The organism is Burkholderia sp. Bp9012 (assembly GCF_003853825.1).
Classification (GTDB): Bacteria; Pseudomonadota; Gammaproteobacteria; order Burkholderiales; family Burkholderiaceae; genus Burkholderia; species Burkholderia diffusa.
In genome coordinates, this window is the sequence record NZ_QTQA01000014.1 from 69,332 (window position 1) to 87,300 (window position 17,969).

The window sequence follows — 17,969 nt, forward strand, 5'->3', positions numbered from 1 at the left end:
GGACGCTGACGGCTCGATGGATCGGCGCTTAGCAGCTAGCCACTAGCGCGCGAGCGCATCGAGCCAGCCTCGCGCGTCGGGCCAGTCGCCGAGTCCGCTGTCCGCGTTGATGTGGCCGCGCGGGCCGAGGTCATGGAAGGCGCTGCCCCACGCATCCGCGCAGCCGCGCGCGAACGCGATCGAGCCGTACGGATCGTCGCTGCTTGCAACCACGCAGGTCGGAAACAACAGCCGCTCATGCGGCACCGGCCCGAAGCCGTGCGCGTCGGCCGGAAACGCCGGCCCGGCAGGATCGGGCAACGCGACGAGCAACGCGCCGCGCACCTTCGCGAGCGCGGCCGGCCGCGCGTAGCGCGTCGCCCACCACGCGGTGGTCAACGTGCCGAGGCTGTGCGCAACGATCGTCACGGGGCCCGGTGCGGTCTCGACCGCGCGGTCGAGCGCGAGACACCAGCCGTTGCGGAACGCACTGTTCCAGTCGGGCATCGCGACGCGCACGAAACGCGCGTCAGCGCGCTCCCAACGGCTTTGCCAGTGGAGCGGACCGGAGTTGCCGTAGCCCGGCAGCACGAAAACGAGAGAATCGCTCATGGATGGTTCGTCGACGAATGAAGTCGTTATGTAACGTCGACGAAGTGTCGCACACCCGGTCCTCCCTGATACTGCCTGTCGAATCGCGGAATGGATGTGCGAAGCAGAAACGGGCCGTGACGCTGCGGCAACACCGTCACGACCAGCCGGCGCTCATGCGCGCCGGCTTCGATCAGCGCACGCCGGCGCCGACCAGGCCACCCGCCGCGGCGCCGGCAACCGTGCCGACCGGGCCGCCCGTGATCAGGTAGCCCAGCGCGCCGCCCGCGGCCGCGCCGATACCGGCATTACGCTGCGTCGTCGTCATCGCGCATGCGCCGAGCTGCGACAGGGCCGCGACGATTACCGCGGTACGAACGAGAAAAGTGGTCTTCTTCATCATGATTGTTGGTGTCCTCCCGCCAGCAAAAAATACGAATGGCGGCATTGAATCGGTAAAAGCCATCATAGGAAAAGCCGAATGCGCCGGGCAATCCGATTTACGTCGTGTTACAGCCGACACACAATCGAGATATTGCGGTTCCGCGCCGCGAACCGCCCGGCCAGTGGCGCAACCCGCGCGGGACGGACCCCGGTCAGGTAGAATTGCGGGATTACCCCGGCGCGACGCGCCGACACAACCTGACGCCAACCGCATGAGCACCGAACGCAACGACGCCCCCGCGGCTTCCAATTTCATCCGCAACATCATCGACGACGACAACCGCACCGGCAAATGGGGCGGCCGCGTCGAGACGCGCTTTCCGCCCGAGCCGAACGGCTATCTGCACATCGGCCATGCCAAGAGCATCTGCCTGAACTTCAGCGTCGCGCGCGACTACGGCGGCGTGTGCCACCTGCGCTTCGACGACACGAACCCCGAAAAGGAAAGCGTCGAGTACGTCGACTCGATCGTCGACGCGGTCCGCTGGCTCGGCTTCGACTGGCGCAAGGATGCGGTCGATCACCAGTATTTCGCGAGCGACTACTACGACAAGCTGTACGAATTCGCCGAGTTGCTGATCCAGCGCGGCAAGGCATACGTCGACAGCCAGAGCGCCGAGGAAATGCGCGCGAACCGCGGCTCGCTGACCGAAGGCGGCAAGCCGTCGCCGTTCCGCGACCGTTCGCCCGAGGAAAACCTCGACCTGTTCCGCCGCATGAAGGCCGGCGAGTTCAAGGAAGGCGAGCACGTGCTGCGCGCGAAGATCGACATGGCTTCGCCGAACATGAACATGCGCGATCCGGTGATCTACCGGATCCGCTACGCGCACCACTACCGCACCGGCGACGCGTGGTGCGTGTATCCGATGTACGACTACACGCACTGCATCTCGGATGCGCTCGAAGGCATCACGCATTCGCTGTGCACGCTCGAGTTCGAGGATCACCGCCCGCTGTACGACTGGGTGCTGAACGAACTCGCGGAAGCCGGCGTGTTCACGCGCCCGCTGCCGCAGCAAATCGAATTCTCGCGGCTGAACCTCACGTACGCGATCACGAGCAAGCGCAAGCTGCTGCAGCTCGTCACCGAAGGCCACGTCGACGGCTGGGACGACCCGCGGATGCCGACGATCGTCGGCGTGCGACGCCGCGGCTTCACGCCGGAGAGCATCCACTTGTTCTGCGAGCGGATCGGCGTAACGAAGATCGATTCGTGGATCGACATGAGCATCTTCGAAGGCGCGCTGCGCGACGACCTCGACGACAAGGCAGCGCGTACGGTCGCGGTGCTCGATCCGCTGAAGCTCGTGATCGACAACTATCCGGAAGGCCAGGAAGAAGCGTGCACGGCGCCCGTGCATCCGCATCACCCGGAGCGCGGCGTGCGCACGTTCCCGATCTCGCGCGAGCTGTGGATCGAACGCGAGGACTTCGTCGAGAACCCGCCGAAGGGTTATTTCCGCCTGTTCCCGGGCAACAAGGTGCGCCTGCGCTACGGCTACGTGATCGAGTGCACGGGCTTCGACAAGGACGCCGACGGCAACGTGACGGCCGTGCACTGCAACTATTTCCCGGACAGCAAGTCGGGCACCGAAGGCGCGAACACGTACAAGGTCAAGGGCAACATCCACTGGGTCAGCGTGAAGCATGCGCAGGCGGCCGAAGTCCGGATCTACGACCGGCTGTTCAAGGAGCCGCATCCGGACGCGGGCGGCGCGAACTTCCTCGAGGCGCTGAATCCGGATTCGAAGAAGGTCACGCAGGCCTACGTCGAACCGGGCGCCGGCGACGTTGCGCCGGAAACGCGCCTCCAGTTCGAGCGTCACGGCTATTTCGTCGCCGACCGCGTCGATTCGAAACCGGGCAAGCCCGTGTTCAACCGGATCGTCGGGCTGCGCGACAGCTGGGGCAAGCCGGCCTGACGGCCTGCTCCATGCACGGCGCGCGGCTCCGGGCCGGCGTCGCGCGACGATAAAAAAACCGGCCTTCGGGCCGGTTTTTTATTGCGCGCGCGGGATCGTCGGAATCGACGCGGCAGCGCTCACGCGCCCGCCAGTCGCCGGTGCAGATCCGCGAGCGACAGCGTCGTGCGAAACAACCGCGCGAGGCTGCGGCTCGCATATGCGTCGACGTCGCCGGGCGCGGTCCAGCGATACGCGTCCATCTCGGGAATCGGCGAGCCGTCGCGACGGCTCGGGAACATCGACGTGCACGTGCAGTGCGCGAGATCGATCTCGTCGTCCGCGACCTGCACCGCGAACAGGTGCAGGTCCTTGTCGTGACGATATGCGAAGCGGCCGAGATCGAGCAGCCGCGCCGCCGCGAGTTCGATGCCGGTTTCCTCGCGCAGCTCCCGCAGCGCCGCGTCGGCCGGTGACTCGCCGGGCTCGCCCTGCCCCTTCGGGATGTCCCAGTGCGTGGTATCCGTCGCGTGCGCGAGGAACACGCGGCCGGCCCCGTCGAGAATCACGACGCCGCACGATACCGTGCGCCGCGCACCGCTGCGCTTCATTGCTCGCGCGCTCAGCGCTTCTGCAGCTGCCACTTGCCCGCGGCGGTCTTGCAGTAGACGGGCTTGAGCGTCATCGTCTGGCCCTTCGCGGTAATGTCGGTGGCGATTTCGCGGCAGGTCTTGCCGTCGTTCTCGGACGTCGACGGCGTGAGCTTCGCGTCGATCTGCGTGCCGCGGCCGCTGCTCTGCCACGTCGTGGTCTCGCCGTCCTTGCCTTCGTCGCGCACCTGCACGACGGCCTTGGCCAGCGACGCGCGATCGGTCTTGCTGAAATAGGTCAGCGGCGTGTCGTTCAGGAAGCCCAGGTTGCTTTGCGCGTGGGCGGGCAGCATCGCGGCTGCGCACGCGGCGCCGGCCAGCACGCGCGTGACGACGGAAAGGGATGCACGCATCGACATGTGTTGTTCTCCTTGGATGTTCGATCGAACGGCATGGCGCACGGCCGGCGACCCGGCACGCGCCACGCCCGTCAGCCAGCGAGCATAGCATGCGTGCCGCAAGGTCCGTGTTCTAGCGCGCGGCCGACGTGGCCGCCGGTTGATATCCGTCGGTCAGCGTGTTCAGGAACGCGATCACGTCCTTGATCTCGGCCGTGTTCAGCGCGGGTGCGTCGCCGCGCTTGCGGTCGAACGGCGGCTCGCGGTTGATGTTCGGCCAGTAGCGCTTCGGCAGGTCGTCATACACCTGCACCTTGCCGTGCACGACCGGATAGAACTTCTCGGGATGGATGTCGCGCTCGACGTAGAAGCGCATCACGTCCTCGAGCGAGTGGTACACGCCGTTGTGGAAGAACGTCTTGCGCAACGCGACGTTGCGCAGCGACGGTGTGCGGAACAGCCCGCAGAATTCGTCGCGGCCCTTCAGGTCGGTGCGCTCGGGGCCGCACGCGCCGAGATCGTGGAAGCGCGGATCGCGATTGACCGGCAGCGCGCGGTTGCGCGGCACCGCGATCGCGATCAGGCCGAAATCGCTGAACTGCGGCGGCCCCCCTTCGAGCGTGCGCTGGCTCACGTGACAGCTCGCGCAGTTGCCCTTCTTCTCGTCGTTGAACAGCTGCAGCCCGTGCAACTCGGCGGGCGTGAGTTGCGCGTGGCCGGCCAGATACGCGTCGTACTTGCTCGTGTACGGATCGAACAATGCCGGCTGCTGCTGGAATGCGTCGAGCGCACGCAGCACCGCTCCGAACGTCGCCTGGTCGTCGCCGAGGACCCGATCGCCGAATGCCTTGCGGAACGCGTCGGCATAGGGCGCGGCACGCACCGCCTTCGCGACCCGCGCCGGCGAGCTGCTCATCTCGAATGGCGACGTGAGGGGAATACGCGCCTGCGCATCGCGCGTGTCGACGCGACCGTCCCAGGTCAATCCACCGGTCGGGCCTGCATCGATGCTTTCGTCGCCTTCGTCGGGCGAATCGTGGAAGTGCTCGGTGAATGGCGGAATGCCGCGCACGTACTTCAGCGACGGCACCGCGCGAAAGCCCATGCGATGCATGTCGTCGCCGCCGAGCTGCACCGACAGCGCGTTCGGCGGGCCGAACGCATGCTCGGCGCTATGACACGACGCGCATGCGAGCTTGCCGGAGCCGGACAGCGACGGATCGAAGAACAACTGCTTGCCGAGCGCCGTCATCTGCTTCACGCCCTCGAATACCTGCGCGCGTGTCTGCGGCTGGCTGGCCGGCGCGACCGCCGGGGCGGCCGGGGCGGCTTGTGCCGCCGACACGACGGAGACCGCCTGCGCGTTCGCACCGGGCCGCGCATCGCAGCCGGCGAGCGGCGCGAGCCCGCCCATCAGCGCGAGCGTCGCCGCGGCGGGGATCAACGATCGCGCGAACGCGAAGGATTTCAGAAGGCTGTGCATCGTCGTTCTTCTTGTAGCGGTGGGCAATCGGCCGGAGCTTATGTCAGTTCCGTGACCGGTGCATGACGTTCGACCGACAGTCAATTGAAAGCGCCCCTACACCCGGCTGTCAAACGGGTTCCAGATAATGCGCGCAGCCGGTTGGTGCCCCCTGGTTCCTGCGCCGGCCCGACGCCAACCCGGTTCCCACACGCGACAAACGACGAAAGAGAGAGAACATCGCATGAAGAAGCACGCCTGGATTCGCTACACGCCGATCGCCCTCGCGGCCGCGCTCAGCCTGACCGCCTGCGGCGGCGACGATGTCACGCAGCAAGGCCTGTCGGCCGTCAAGAACGTCGTCGTGATCTACGCGGAAAACCGCAGCTTCGACAACCTCTACGGCAACTTCCCGGGCGCGAACGGTCTGCAGAACGCAACGACTGCGAACTCGGTGCAGAAAGATCGCGACGGCTCGACGATGGCGACGCTGCCGAAGGTCTGGGGTGGCCTGACCGCAACCGGCATCACGCCCGCGGTCACCGAAGCGATGACGGCGAACCTGCCGAACGCGCCGTTCGCGATCGACGATCCCAACGGCTTCAACCAGTCGATGAGCATCGCGACGCGCGACATCGTGCACCGCTTCTACCAGGACCAGATGCAGATCGACGGCGGCAAGAACGACATGTATGCCGCATGGACCGATGCGGGCGGCCTGACGATGGGCCACTACACGCCGGATCCGTCGAAGCTGCCGCTGTGGAAGATCGCGCAGCAATACGTGCTGGCCGACAACTTCTTCATGGGCGCGTTCGGCGGCTCGTTCCTGAACCACCAGTACCTGATCTGCGCATGCGCGCCGTTCTATGCGAACGCCGACAAGAGTCCGGCGGCCGGCAAGATCGCAGTCCTGAACGCCGACGGCAAGTCGCTGGCAGTCGCCGCGAACTCGCCGGCCTCGGCGCTGAGCGGCCCGCCGAAGTTCGTCAACGACGGCGCACTGACGCCGGACTTCTACGGTGTCAACACGATGCAGCCGGCGTACCAGCCGAGCGGTAACAAGGCCGCCACGGGCGGCGACCCGCTGCTCGCCGACCCGGCCAATCCTTCGACGATGCCGCCGCAGACGGCGACCAACATCGGCGACCTGATGACCAACGCAAACGTGTCGTGGGCATGGTATAGCGGCGCTTGGGGCCAGGCGCTGCAGGCGAGCCAGAACGGCACGTCGAACGTGATCTACGGCGCCGACCTCTCGACGCCGAACTTCCAGCCGCACCATCAGCCGTTCAACTACTACGCGAACCAGGCACCGGGCACCGCGAGCCGCGCGCAGCACCTGCTCGACGGCGGCGCGAACGGCGCGGACTTCATCAAGGCGATCGACACGGGCACGCTGCCGCAAGTTACGTTCTACAAGCCGCAGGGCAACCTGAACGAGCACCCGGGGTACACGGACGTCACCTCCGGCGATCAGCACATCGCGGACGTGATCGCGCACCTGCAGGCCAGCCCGCAGTGGAAGAACATGGTCGTGGTCGTCACGTACGACGAAAACGGCGGCTTCTGGGATCACGCAGCGCCGCCGAGCGGCGATCGCTGGGGCCCCGGCACCCGCATTCCGGCGCTGATCGTGTCGCCGTTCGCGAAGAAGGGTTTCGTGGACCATACGCAGTACGACACGGGTTCGATCCTGCGCTTCATCACGCGTCGCTTCTCGCTGCCGCGCCTCGCGGGCCTGCAGCAGCGCGACGACGCGCTGAAGGCGAACGGCGCGCAGCCGATGGGCGACCTGACGAACGCGCTCGCGCTGTCGCCGAACCTGTAACGCCATCGCGGCGAACGGGCCGGCCGCGGTGCCGGCCCGGACGAACGAAGGGCGGCCCCGCGGGGCCGCCCTTTTTTCATGCGCGCGCGGTGCCGCGCGGCCGCGTCACCAGCCGTACTTCAGCTCGATCCCGGCGTAGTCCGCGTTGTGCCCGCCCGCCTGCCGGATCGCGTCGCCGACCTGGAAGTGCACGGCCTCGACCGCGCCGATCAGGTTCGCGGCGATCGTCCAGTCCGCACGCAGCTGCACGTACATCCCCGTCCACAGGCCGCCCTTGCCTGCCGTGCCGGGCACCGCGACGTTCGGCTGCTGATAGACGGCGTCGCCGGTCGTCTCGCGCCACTGGAAGCCGAGCGCACCGAGCAGCGACAGGTTCGGCGACGGCTTCAGCGTCACCGACGGCTTCACGTGGATCAGGTTCGAGTAGCCCGTGTAGCCGGCCAGCGTGAAGTAATAACCGTTCGGAAAGAGCGGGTTGAAGGTGCCGACGCGGCCATCGTGCGGATGCCGGTCGCCCGATGCCGCATCGACTTGCAGCGCGATGCGCGGCGACCACGGCGCATCGAGCTTGTAGCCGGCGATCGAGCCGACGGCCCACGCACCGATCGTGTTGTTACCGACCGTCCCCGTCTGCAGCATCGTCTCGAGATCCCAGTCGAAGCGGCCCTGCGTGCCGGTGTAGCGCAAGTCCCATACGTCGCGATGCTCGGGGCCGCTCGCATCGAGGAAACGCGCGTTGCTGCGGTTGTAGCGCGACCAGTAGCCGGACAGATCCCCCGGCCCGACCGACTGCCGCTCGAAGCGCACGCCACTGAACGTGAGGTCGCGGTTCGACACGTCATCGAACGCGGACATCGTGCGGTTCTGCACGGGCTGCGTCGCATAGCCGATGAAGCGCCACTTCTGATATTCGTAGTCGGCCCACACTGCATCGAACGCCTGCCTCACGTTCGGACCGTCGCGCGTGGCAATGAAGCGCTGCAGGTCGAACGCCATTTCCTGCCGGCCGACGCGGAACTTGAACGTGCCACCGCCGAGCGCGCCCGTGTAGGTCGCGAATGCCTGTTCGAGATCGAGCGGGTTCCTGTCGACCGGCGAGATCGTGTTCTTGCCGAATGCGCGGTCGTCCTGCAACTGCACGAAGAACTGCCAGTGCTGGCCCAGATGCGCATCGGCATGCACTTCGACGCGCTGGATCAGGTACGTATCCGATTGCGCGGAGCCGATCCCGAACAGCGGCGCGTCGTTGGTCTCCAGCCGCTCGCGCAGGTTCACGCCGAGCGACAGATAGGAGGCCGGATCATTGCCGAGCGGAATGTATTTGAGCCCGTCGAGCGGCGCGCGCGGCACGCACGGATTCGCCAGCACCGACCAGTCTTCCTGCCAGCGGTTGAACAGCACCGTCGGCCGCTTCGCCGTGCATGTCGAAGCGGTTGCGTCACCGGGTGTCGATGTCGACGTGGAAGTCGACGTGGATGTCGCCGCCGTTTCCGCGAACGCCGCGTCGGCGCCCGCGAACAGCAGGCCCGCGACGATGGACAAGCGCGCGGCCTGCTCGAAGCGGCGGCCGTGGCGCCTCCCTTGACTCCCCCGCTCCCGCGCGATCATGCGCGCTCCTGCGTGGCCGGTCCGGCCGCTTGCGCCGCACACAGTGCGAGCATCGCAAGCACGCCGACGGGTACGAGCAGCGCCAGGAATCCGACATGGCGGAACCCGAGCGCACCGCCCGCCGCGCCGAGCGCGAACGCAACGATCGCCGGCAGCATCTTGCCGAAGCGCGCCCGCGCCGCCGCGCGCGCGGTGTCTGCGGTGCCGGCCGACAGCAGGTCGACGACGTCGAGGATCGCCTGCGTCACGTTGCCCGTCATCACCGTATTCGGCACGCCGCCCGCACGCGGAATCACGCGCGGATGCGCGTTCTGCACCCCCATCGCGAACGTACCGACAATGCCGGCCACGAGTGCCGGCAACGCGTCGGGCTGCGTGACGGGCGTCGCCCACACGCCGGCCGCGCAGAAGCCGAGCAGCAGCACGGCCTGCACCGCGTGCAGCGCGCGCGCACCCTGCCAGGCGGGCCGCCCGGACATCGACCGCGCGATCAGGCTGCTCGCGATCACGCCGCACACGAACGCGGGAAACACGCTGAGCTTCAGCACGACGCCCTGGCCGAAGCCCGCGATGCCCGCGCCGATCAGCACGAAGTTGCCGGTCACGTGTGCGGTGAACAGCCCGAATAGCGCGACGAAGCTCAGCGTGTCGACGAAGCCGGCCACCGCGGCAAGGAGCGTGTCTTCGTGCTTCATCGCGCGGCGCTCGCGTGGATCTCGGCGACATAGCCGCCCGGGAACTGCACGAGTGCAGCGTCGCGCCCATCCGCCGTGAACGGCGGCACGAGCACGGTCGCGCCCGCGGCTTCGGCCTTCTTCAGCGTCGCGGCGAGATCGGGTACGTCGTAGCCGGTCATCTCGCGCCCGAACGGGTAAGGCAGATGGCCGTCGGTCACGAGCACGGTCATCTTGCCGAAGCCCGACTCGATGCGGATGCGGCGGTACGTGTCGTTCGGCCGGCCGATCTCGATGCCCGGCGCCCTCAGGTTGTCCGACACCACCTTGCCCTTCGAGAACTTGACGAAGTCGTGCACGAACTTGCGTACGCTTTGCGGCGACACGTAGACGCGGTTCTCGGGGATCGTCTGCAACGCGTCGTAGTTCGGCGCCTGCGTATGCCAGTAGAGCTGCATCTTCACGCCGCCCGCCCACGCAATGACCGCATCGCGGCCGATGGGATCCGGGAACGTGTCGACGATCACGTCGGCGCCATGCTCGCGCGCCGACTTCACGGCGACATCCATGTCCGTGACGAGATAGCCGGTGCGCTCCGCGCAGAACGGATACGGGATCGGCGTCTTGAAGCCGAACACCGAGATCGTGCCGACGGGCGTCAACACGAGCTGCGACATCGTCTGGCTCGGTGTCGGCGTGACCTGGAACACGCCCTGCTTCGACTTCTTGCCGCCGAACGTCGCGACCAAGCTGTCGGTGAAGCGGTCGAAATCTTCCGGTGCCACGCACACGTGCGTCGTATCGTACTGCGGACCGACGGCAACCGTGGGCGCGACGGCGGGCGGCACGGGCGGTTTCGCGAACGCGGCAGGCGCGGCGACGAGGCCGCTGGCAACCGCAAGCGCCAGCAACGCGGAACGAAGGATTTTCATGACGGATGTCCTTGTTGTTTCATCAAATGGTGCAGCGGCTCGGGCGATCCCGGTCACCCGAGGCCGTCGCCGGCCGGTTGCCGAGCATCGGCGAGCACGGTCTCGAGCACGAGTGCCGCGATCAGCCCAAGATGCTCGAAAAAGCTGTTGAGCGCCATGAAATGTTCGGCGCCCGAGCGGTTCCAGAAATCGTTCGCCACGAACATCGCGACGAAGCGGCCCGCGGTGATCGCCACTGCGGTCGCAGACGGGTTTGCGCGGTCGAGCGTCGTGAACCTTCCGTCGTGAAGGATCAGGTCCGGTTGGGACTCGATTGCGCTCATCAATATGTCCTCGATGCAATCAGAAACCGAGCCAGTGACGGACCGGTGCGACGGCCGCCACGCCGATCAGCATGCCGGCCAGCCCGACCAGCGCGATCAACGGCGGTGCGGGCGAGCGCACCTTGATCACGCTGTACACGACGCCGACCAGCACGCCCGCGCCCAATGAAGCCAGATACGATTCCATACGCCCTTCCCGACTGAACTAGAATGTGCCGCATTGCCGCCCGGACGCCGTGCGACGGCGGCCCGAACCGTTGCCGCCCCGTCCGCTTCACTTCGCCGCCACGCTCTCCAGCCATGCAACATCTTCCCGATCTCGAAGCCTGGGCCATCTTCGCGCGCGTCGCCGAGACCGGTTCGTTCGCCAAGGCCGCCGACCTGCTCGGCATCTCGCAACCGACCGTGTCGAAAGCGATCGCACGCCTCGAAAAGCGCCTCGGCGCGATGCTGCTGTACCGCACGTCGCGCAAGCTGTCGCTCACACCGACCGGCGAACTGCTGCGCGATCGCGCGATCCGGCTGCTCGCCGACGCCGAGCTGATCGAGGGCGAGGCATCCGCGCACGCGCTCGAACCGCACGGCCTCGTGCGCGTGAACGCGCCGATGTCGTTCGGGCTGCGCCACCTGGCGCCGGTACTGCCCGCGTTTCTCGAACGCTACCCGCGCGTCGACATCGACCTCGTGCTGACCGACCACTTCGTCGACATCGTGTCGGGCGGTTTCGACGTCGCGATCCGGATCGCTGAGCTGAACGATTCCTCGCTGCGGGCGCGTCGTCTCTGCGCGGTGCGCCGGCCGCTCGTCGCATCGCCTGCGTATCTCGACCGGCATGGCCGGCCGACCCATCCGAGCGAACTCGACCAGCACGTGTGCCTGACCTACACGAACATCCCGACGCCCGACTACTGGCGCTTTCGCCACGCCGCGTCGAACGACGAAATCGGCATACCCGTGCGCGGCCGCATCCGCACCAACAACGCCGACGTCATAGTCCCCGCGCTGCTTGCAGGCCACGGTCTCGCGCTGCAGCCGACATTCCTGGTGTGGGATGCGCTGCAAAGCGGCGAGCTCGAGGAAGTCATGCACGACTGGAAAATCGCCGACATCAACGTCAATCTCGTCACGCCACCCGGCATGCTGCGTGCCGCGCGCGTAACGGCACTGCTCGACTTCCTCGTCGAACATCTGTCGCACGCGCCGTGGGCACTGCCGCCCGTCTGAACGGGCGGCCCGCGCCCGTTACTTCGCCGGCACGGCCGGGATCGACTCGTGCGGCGTCGCGGTGCGTTGCGCGGCCTTGTGGACCATCGTGTACGCGTAGTCGACGCCCATGCCGTATGCACCCGAATGTTCCTTCGCGATCGCCATCACGGCGTCATACGTCTCGCGGCGTGCCCAGTCGCGCTGCCACTCGAGCGCGACCTGCTGCCAGGTGACGGGCACGACGCCGGCCTGGATCATCCGCTGCATCGCGAAGTCGTGCGCGTCCTTCGACGTGCCGCCCGATGCATCGGCCACCATGTAGATCTCGTAGTCACCTTCGAGCATCGCGCAGAGCGCGAACGTCGTATTGCAGACTTCCGTCCACAGCCCCGAGACGACCACCTTCTTGCGACCATTCGCGGCCAGCGCATCGCGGACCTTCTGGTCGTCCCACGAGTTCATCGACGTGCGTTCGAGCGTCTTCTGGTTCGGGAACACGTCGAGCAGTTCGGGATAGGTGTAACCCGAGAAGCTGTCGCTTTCGACGGTCGTGATCGTGGTCGGGATGTTGAATGCCTTCGCGGCCTTGGCGAGCCCGACGACGTTGTTCTTCAACGTCTGACGATCGATCGACTGCACGCCGAATGCCATCTGCGGCTGCTGGTCGATGAAGATCAACTGGCTGTTCTGGGGGGTGAGGACTTCAAGCTTCGGGTTGCGCATGGCGCGAATCATCCTTTGAACAGGAATCGTGGAAGGCTTGCCTCGATCGGAAACCGAGAGGAGCCGGCTGTGCGTTACCCCGGATCTGCGTCTTCCGGTTGCAGGCATTTAATCGGAAAAGCCGCGGCTCGAACATCCAAGAAATGGAATCGATCGAATTCCGAAAGAAGGGGCTCTTCAAGGGCTATCCGCCCTTTTGTTCCACACGTAAACCCGATACGCTTCCAGCACGTTGAAGGCGCGCCCTTCGCCCCCCGATCAGCCTATCACGAGCGATTTTCATCATGAAACCGTATTTTCTGTCGCTGTTCGCAGGCATCCTCGCCGGCGTCATCTACGGCGCGCTCGGCGTGAATTCGCCGGCGCCGCCGATCATCGCGCTCCTCGGCCTGCTCGGCATGCTGGCCGGCGAACAGATCCTGCCGCTCGCGCGCCGGATGCTGTCCGGCTACCGGCTGAATACCGCGTGGCGCGATGCGCAATGCAGCCAGCACATGTTCGGCGCGCTGCCGGGCGGCGCCGCGAACGACCGCAAACCGTCGTGATGCAAGGCTCATGACCAACGTCGAACTGTTTCATTACCTGCTGCTGTTGATCTGCGGCGCGGGCGCGCTCACGTGGCTCGCGGAGCGGATCTCGATTCCACCGGCCGTCGTGCTGCTGCTCGGCGGCTGCGTGGTGGCCGTCGCCGGCAAGCGCGTGCCCGACATGGACCCGGCGCTGCTGCTTGCGGCCGTGTTGCCGCCGCTGCTGATGTCGAGCGGCTTCTATACGGCATGGAAGGAATTCCGGCACGAGCTCGGATCGATCGCGTCGCTCGCGCTCGGTGCGGTAGCGTTCACGACGGTTGCGGTCGCGCTCGCCGTGCATGCGGTCAATCCGGCGCTGCCGTGGGCCGCGTGTTTCACGCTCGGCGCGATCGTGTCGCCGCCCGATGCCGTCGCCGCGAAGGCGATCCTGCAGCGCCATCCGCTGCCCGCCCGGCTCGTCGCGGTGCTCGAAGGCGAAAGCCTCGTCAACGATGCGTCGGGCCTGCTGCTGTATCAGATGGCCGTGTCCGCCGCGCTCGCCGTCACCATCACGACCGCGAGCGCCACCGGCCTGTTCTTCTCGCTCACGCTGATCGGCATCGCGGTCGGTCTCGCATGCGGTCATGCGATGTGCTGGGTGTTGCAGCGCCTGCGCGAGCCGATGCTCGGCATCGTCGTGACGTTCGCGATAGCGTGGGGCAGCTACGGGATCGCGGAAGCCGTACATGGCTCGGGGGTGCTGTCGGTCGTGACCTGCGGCCTCGTGCTCGGCGTGCGCCAGCATCGCGTGTTCGACGCCGACATGCGGATCAAGGCGAAGGCGACCTGGGAAGCGATCGTCTTCGTGCTCGACGCGCTCGTGTTCATCCTGATCGGCCTCGCGCTGCACGCGATCCTCGCGCGCGTGAACCACGAAGGCGCGGTGCTGATGGCCGGCCTGCGCGTCGCGCTGCCGGCGACGGCCGCCGCGATCGCCGCGCGCGTCGTGTGGGTGTTCGTCGCGATGTGGCTGCCGGGCCGCCTGCGCACGCCGCGCGCGGGCCACGCGCCGTGGTCGTGGCGCGAAGCCGTCGTGCTCGGCTGGTCCGGCATGCGCGGGGTCGTGAGCCTCGCGGCCGCGATCGCGCTGCCGAACGACTTCCCCGGGCGCGACCTGATCCTGTTCAGCACGTTCCTGCTGATCATCGCGACGCTGGTGGTGCAAGGCGGCACGCTCGCGCCGCTGATCCGCGTGCTGAAGCTGCGCCCGGCCGCGCGGCACACGATGTCCGAGCATGCGGCGCGCGCGTATACGTTCGGGGCGGCGCTCGCCGAACTCGATGCTCGCGAACAGCGCGGCCCGGACCTCGAACGTGCATCGCTCGACCGGCTGCTGACCGAATACCGCAGCCGCGTCGCGTTCAACGAGCACGCGCACCGCGACGGCGCGCAACCGGCGGACGTACGCGCGCGGATGCTGCGCGTCGAGCTCGAGCTGGTCGGCGTGTCGCGCGACGCGCTGCTCGACCTGCATCGCGACGGCCGGGTCGACGACGCGGTGCTGCACCGCATAGAATCCGAGCTGGATTTCGAGGAACTGCGACTGCAGCGCCTGCTCGAACCGTGACGCCCGGCCATGCCTGGCCGGCCCGTCTCCCCTTTCCCCACATGGAATTGCAATGAGCGAACTGTCCGTCGAAGCGAGCATCGGCTCCGTCGATTACCTGGTCCATTTCACCGACGGCGTGCATCAGTGGCGCGCCGACGAACCCGTGTCGCTCGGCGGCGGCGACACCGCACCGACACCCGTCGCGCTGCTGCTGTCGAGCCTCGGCGCCTGCACCGCGATCACCCTGAAGATGTACGCGCAACGCAAGGGCTGGCCGCTCGCCGAAGTCCACGTGAAGCTCGCCCACGAAGCGGGCAGCGCGGGCAGCACGATCATGCGCCGCATCACGCTCGACGGCGACCTGACCGACGAGCAGCGCGAGCGCCTGCTGCAGATCGCGAACGCGTGCCCGGTGCACAAGATCCTCACGCACCCGATCACGATCGATACGGCCATCGCCTGACTCACCGAAACCGGGAGACCCACCATGTCCGCATCGATCAAGACCCTGCTCACGCCGCGCGAGAGCGACATCGGCAACCTCGTCGTGCGGCGCGTGCTGCCCGCGCGCGCCGCGCGCCTCGTCGGTCCGTTCATCTTCTTCGACGAAATGGGGCCGGCCGTGCTGCCGGCCGGCAGCGGGATCGACGTGTTGCCGCATCCGCACATCGGCCTCGCGACCGTCACCTACCTGTTCGACGGCACGCTGATGCATCACGACAGCCTCGGCTTCCGGCAAAAGATCGTGCCCGGCGACGTGAACTGGATGACGGCCGGGCGCGGCATCGTCCACTCGGAGCGCTCGCCCGACGAGGACCGCCCGCATGAACAGCCCGTGCACGGGATCCAGACCTGGGTCGCGCTGCCGGTCGAGCACGAGGACACGGCGCCCGCGTTCGTGCATCACGCGGCCGACACGCTGCCATCGTTCACGCGCGACGGCGCGAGCGTGCGCGTGATCGCGGGCACTGCATTCGGGCTCACGTCGCCCGTCGCCGTGTTCTCGCCGACGCTGTATGCGTATGCGGAATTCGCCGCGGGCGGGCAACTCGCGCTCGATGCGGAACACGACGAGCGCGGCGTGTATCTCGTCGACGGCGACCTCACGATCGACGGCACGCCGCTCGCAGCCGCGACGATGGCCGTGCTCGAACCCGGCGCGAACGTCGCGCTCGCCAGCGGGAACGGCGCGCGCGTCATGCTGCTCGGCGGTGCGCACCTGCCGGGCGAGCGGTTCATCGAATGGAATTTCGTGTCGAGCGAGCGCGCGAAAATCGAGGCGGCCCGCAACGCGTGGGCCGAGCAGACCTTCGGCAAGGTGCCCGGTGAGGAAAACGAGTGGACGCGCCAGCCGGCGCGCCGCGCGCAGTAGGCCGGCAGCAGTCGGCTCATCGATGCGACGCGGCCGGCTTTCACGCCGGCCGCGTCGCGTTTACCGCTTCAATCCCATCAGCTTCGCCAGCACCGGCCAGCGGTCGAGCGATTCGACGAACGCGCGCCGCGCCTGCTCGTCGACGTAGCGTGCCGGGTCCAGCGCGGGCAAGTGCCGCGCGAGGCCGAGCACGTCGTTCGGTTGCGACAGGCGATCGTCGTCGCCTTCGCCGATGTTTACTGTTCGTCGATCCATACGCCATCCGGGGTCTTGACTGCGTAGCCGGCGCTCGTCTGTATCGTCACCGTGCCTTCGTTCTCGCCGACCATCCGCGTGCGCGGCAGGTCGGCAGCATATTGCGCGAGCGTCGCGCCCGGCTTGAACGGGCTGTTCGACACGAGGTTCGACAGCAGCTGCGCGAGCGCGAGAAAGCTCGTCGGCTGGTCGATCACGGTCGTCGTGCCGTGATTGCCCGCGAAACCGACGAGCCGCACGCCGACCGGCCCGTGAACGATGCGCGGCGTCGGAATCTCGCGCAGGCCCGCGACCTGGTTCTTGTCGCCGCGCAGCGCGGCACCGTGCTCGGGCACGAACACGATCACCGCGCGCCGGCCCGATTGCGCGATCAGGTCGGCGAGCCGGTCGAAGTCGTTCATCAGCTTGGTCGCGCGCTGCGGATACGAATCGATGCTGGTCAGCGCGCTACCCGCCACGCGGTTGCCGTCGTGCAGGCTGATCGTGTTGTAGTACAGCGCGACCGGGCCCGGCACCGACGCGCGCTGCGCATACCAGTTCGCGAGCGTGCCGTAATCGTCCTTGATCGGCGAACCGTCGAACGCATGCATCGCGACCGGGGCGGCGGCGTTCGAGATCATCGGCGCGTCGGGCACGCCGATATTGTCGTGAATGACCTGCAGGAAGTTGTCGAAGTGGCCGTCGTGGTTCAGCAGCGACTGCACCGTGTAGCCGGCGGACGCGAGCTGCGAGAACAGATAGCACTGCTGGGGGGCGGCCTTGTAGAGGTCCGCATGCGCTTCCTGCCCGCAGCTTGCGCGCAGCACGCGGATCGCGGCCGGCCCGCTGTAGCTCGCGGCCGTGCTGAAGTTGTTGAACAGGTAGTCGAAGTGACTCAGCATCGGGTGGTTGCGCACCTTCGCGGCGTCGAGGTCGTCCCACGACAGCGAGCAGACATGCAGCACGATCACGTCGAACTGCGCGGCCGAGTCGTTGCCGAGATGACCGAACGCGACCTGGCGCTGAGATTCCTGCGCGCGGAACGTCGCGAGCGCCGCGTTGTGATCCTCGGGCTGGCCGGCGCGCGCGCCCGTCGCATCGGCCTGCTGCGGAAGCGGCGCGACGACGCGCGCCATCAGCCCGTTGCCGGCCTGCCACAGCGGCATCACGATCAGCGCGGCCAGCACGAAGGTCGCGACACGCACCCAGCGGTTGACGACGAAATAGACGATCAGCACGCCCGCGACCGTCAGCACCAGCACCGGCGGCAACAGGCGCGGCAGCAGCTCCATCCAGTAGTCGAGGCGGAACGTGGCGACCTCGCGCGCGGCTTCGGCGAGGCGTGCGAGCGGCGGCGCATGCATTTCGCGCGCGAGAAGCGGCACCGCGATCGCGATCGCGACGAGCTGTCGCACGATGCGCCACGCGCGCCGCCGGATCGGCGCGCTCGCCGCGAGCACCAGCGCGAACGCGAGGTTCGCGAGCCACAGCGGCTGCAAGTGGCCGGTCGCGAACAGCGCGAACTTCAGGATGAAATACAGATTCCAGAACGTCATCTAAACCACTCCGTGATGGGCGCCGCG

The 17,969-nt window shown here is 67.3% G+C and carries 19 protein-coding genes and 1 pseudogene; 7 read left to right on the top strand and 13 right to left on the bottom strand.

Annotated elements, in window-relative coordinates; genetic code table 11:
* Nucleotides 1-42: 42 nt before the first annotated feature.
* Nucleotides 43-591, bottom strand: coding sequence for an alpha/beta hydrolase (locus tag DIE11_RS20010; RefSeq protein WP_124626559.1), 549 nt, complete (start codon nt 589-591; stop codon nt 43-45).
* Nucleotides 592-763: 172 nt separating this feature from the next.
* On the bottom strand, nt 764-973 hold the full coding sequence (locus DIE11_RS20015) for an ornithine acetyltransferase (RefSeq protein WP_124626561.1): 210 nt from the start codon (nt 971-973) through the stop codon (nt 764-766).
* 253 nt (nt 974-1,226) lie between these two features.
* Here DIE11_RS20015 and DIE11_RS20020 point away from each other — a divergent pair, with 253 nt between their 5' ends.
* Nucleotides 1,227-2,936, top strand: a complete 1,710-nt coding sequence (locus tag DIE11_RS20020; RefSeq protein ID WP_059606487.1) for a glutamine--tRNA ligase/YqeY domain fusion protein — start codon at nt 1,227-1,229, stop codon at nt 2,934-2,936.
* Between the two features lie 119 nt (nt 2,937-3,055).
* Here DIE11_RS20020 and DIE11_RS20025 read toward each other — a convergent pair whose 3' ends face one another.
* The 3 genes from DIE11_RS20025 to DIE11_RS20035 form a co-directional block, all read right to left on the bottom strand.
* Nucleotides 3,056-3,526 (bottom strand): NUDIX hydrolase, encoded by a 471-nt coding sequence (locus DIE11_RS20025; RefSeq protein ID WP_124626563.1) that lies wholly within the window; start codon nt 3,524-3,526, stop codon nt 3,056-3,058.
* A gap of 11 nt (nt 3,527-3,537) precedes the next feature.
* The gene (locus tag DIE11_RS20030; RefSeq protein WP_059606483.1) at nt 3,538-3,924 is read right to left on the bottom strand and encodes a hypothetical protein; all 387 of its coding nucleotides are present in this window, start codon (nt 3,922-3,924) and stop codon (nt 3,538-3,540) included.
* A 112-nt stretch (nt 3,925-4,036) separates the two neighbouring features.
* Nucleotides 4,037-5,386 (bottom strand): cytochrome-c peroxidase, encoded by a 1,350-nt coding sequence (locus DIE11_RS20035; RefSeq protein ID WP_124626565.1) that lies wholly within the window; start codon nt 5,384-5,386, stop codon nt 4,037-4,039.
* 223 nt (nt 5,387-5,609) lie between these two features.
* Here DIE11_RS20035 and DIE11_RS20040 point away from each other — a divergent pair, with 223 nt between their 5' ends.
* Complete coding sequence (locus DIE11_RS20040; protein WP_124626567.1) at nt 5,610-7,196, top strand: acid phosphatase; 1,587 nt, start codon at nt 5,610-5,612, stop codon at nt 7,194-7,196.
* A 105-nt stretch (nt 7,197-7,301) separates the two neighbouring features.
* Here the strand turns inward: DIE11_RS20040 and DIE11_RS20045 are convergent, their stop codons facing one another.
* The 5 genes and pseudogenes from DIE11_RS20045 to DIE11_RS20065 all read right to left on the bottom strand — a co-directional run bounded on the left by DIE11_RS20045 (nt 7,302) and on the right by DIE11_RS20065 (nt 10,920).
* Entirely contained in the window at nt 7,302-8,804 is a 1,503-nt protein-coding gene (locus DIE11_RS20045; RefSeq protein ID WP_124626569.1) for an alginate export family protein, read from the bottom strand.
* Nucleotides 8,801-9,499: a YoaK family protein gene (locus DIE11_RS20050; RefSeq protein WP_124626571.1), complete on the bottom strand. Its 699-nt coding sequence runs from the start codon at nt 9,497-9,499 to the stop codon at nt 8,801-8,803. The genes DIE11_RS20045 and DIE11_RS20050 overlap by 4 nt, the downstream gene beginning before the upstream one ends.
* A complete protein-coding gene (locus DIE11_RS20055; RefSeq protein ID WP_124626573.1) occupies nt 9,496-10,410 on the bottom strand; it encodes a glyoxalase in 915 nt (304 codons plus the stop codon). Before DIE11_RS20055 ends, DIE11_RS20050 begins: the two co-directional genes overlap by 4 nt.
* Nucleotides 10,411-10,463: 53 nt before the next feature.
* Nucleotides 10,464-10,622: pseudogene (locus DIE11_RS36420) on the bottom strand (DoxX family protein); the annotation flags it as partial.
* Nucleotides 10,623-10,752: 130 nt separating this feature from the next.
* The gene (locus tag DIE11_RS20065) at nt 10,753-10,920 is read right to left on the bottom strand and encodes a DUF1427 family protein (RefSeq protein WP_059467730.1); all 168 of its coding nucleotides are present in this window, start codon (nt 10,918-10,920) and stop codon (nt 10,753-10,755) included.
* 113 nt (nt 10,921-11,033) lie between these two features.
* On the opposite strand from DIE11_RS20065, the gene DIE11_RS20070 reads away from it, so the two are divergent.
* Nucleotides 11,034-11,957: a LysR family transcriptional regulator gene (locus DIE11_RS20070; protein ID WP_124626576.1), complete on the top strand. Its 924-nt coding sequence runs from the start codon at nt 11,034-11,036 to the stop codon at nt 11,955-11,957.
* A gap of 18 nt (nt 11,958-11,975) precedes the next feature.
* On the opposite strand, the gene DIE11_RS20075 is transcribed toward DIE11_RS20070, so the two are convergent.
* A complete protein-coding gene (locus DIE11_RS20075) occupies nt 11,976-12,662 on the bottom strand; it encodes a hydrolase (protein ID WP_059606600.1) in 687 nt (228 codons plus the stop codon).
* A 284-nt stretch (nt 12,663-12,946) separates the two neighbouring features.
* On the opposite strand from DIE11_RS20075, the gene DIE11_RS20080 reads away from it, so the two are divergent.
* Genes DIE11_RS20080 through DIE11_RS20095 form a run of 4 tightly spaced genes read left to right on the top strand, consistent with a single transcriptional unit; the run spans nt 12,947 to nt 16,152 of the window.
* The gene (locus DIE11_RS20080) at nt 12,947-13,207 is read left to right on the top strand and encodes a DUF1427 family protein (protein WP_059508791.1); all 261 of its coding nucleotides are present in this window, start codon (nt 12,947-12,949) and stop codon (nt 13,205-13,207) included.
* 10 nt (nt 13,208-13,217) lie between these two features.
* Nucleotides 13,218-14,798: a Na+/H+ antiporter gene (locus tag DIE11_RS20085; RefSeq protein ID WP_124626578.1), complete on the top strand. Its 1,581-nt coding sequence runs from the start codon at nt 13,218-13,220 to the stop codon at nt 14,796-14,798.
* Nucleotides 14,799-14,850: 52 nt separating this feature from the next.
* A complete protein-coding gene (locus DIE11_RS20090) occupies nt 14,851-15,243 on the top strand; it encodes an OsmC family protein (RefSeq protein WP_124626580.1) in 393 nt (130 codons plus the stop codon).
* A gap of 24 nt (nt 15,244-15,267) precedes the next feature.
* A complete protein-coding gene (locus tag DIE11_RS20095) occupies nt 15,268-16,152 on the top strand; it encodes a pirin family protein (RefSeq protein ID WP_059606463.1) in 885 nt (294 codons plus the stop codon).
* Nucleotides 16,153-16,212: 60 nt separating this feature from the next.
* Here DIE11_RS20095 and DIE11_RS20100 read toward each other — a convergent pair whose 3' ends face one another.
* Together DIE11_RS20100 and bcsG are read right to left on the bottom strand one after the other, a co-directional pair.
* A complete protein-coding gene (locus DIE11_RS20100; RefSeq protein ID WP_059691215.1) occupies nt 16,213-16,407 on the bottom strand; it encodes a hypothetical protein in 195 nt (64 codons plus the stop codon).
* Nucleotides 16,389-17,942 (bottom strand): cellulose biosynthesis protein BcsG, encoded by a 1,554-nt coding sequence (gene bcsG, locus DIE11_RS20105; protein ID WP_124626582.1) that lies wholly within the window; start codon nt 17,940-17,942, stop codon nt 16,389-16,391. Before bcsG ends, DIE11_RS20100 begins: the two co-directional genes overlap by 19 nt.
* Nucleotides 17,943-17,969: the final 27 nt, after the last annotated feature.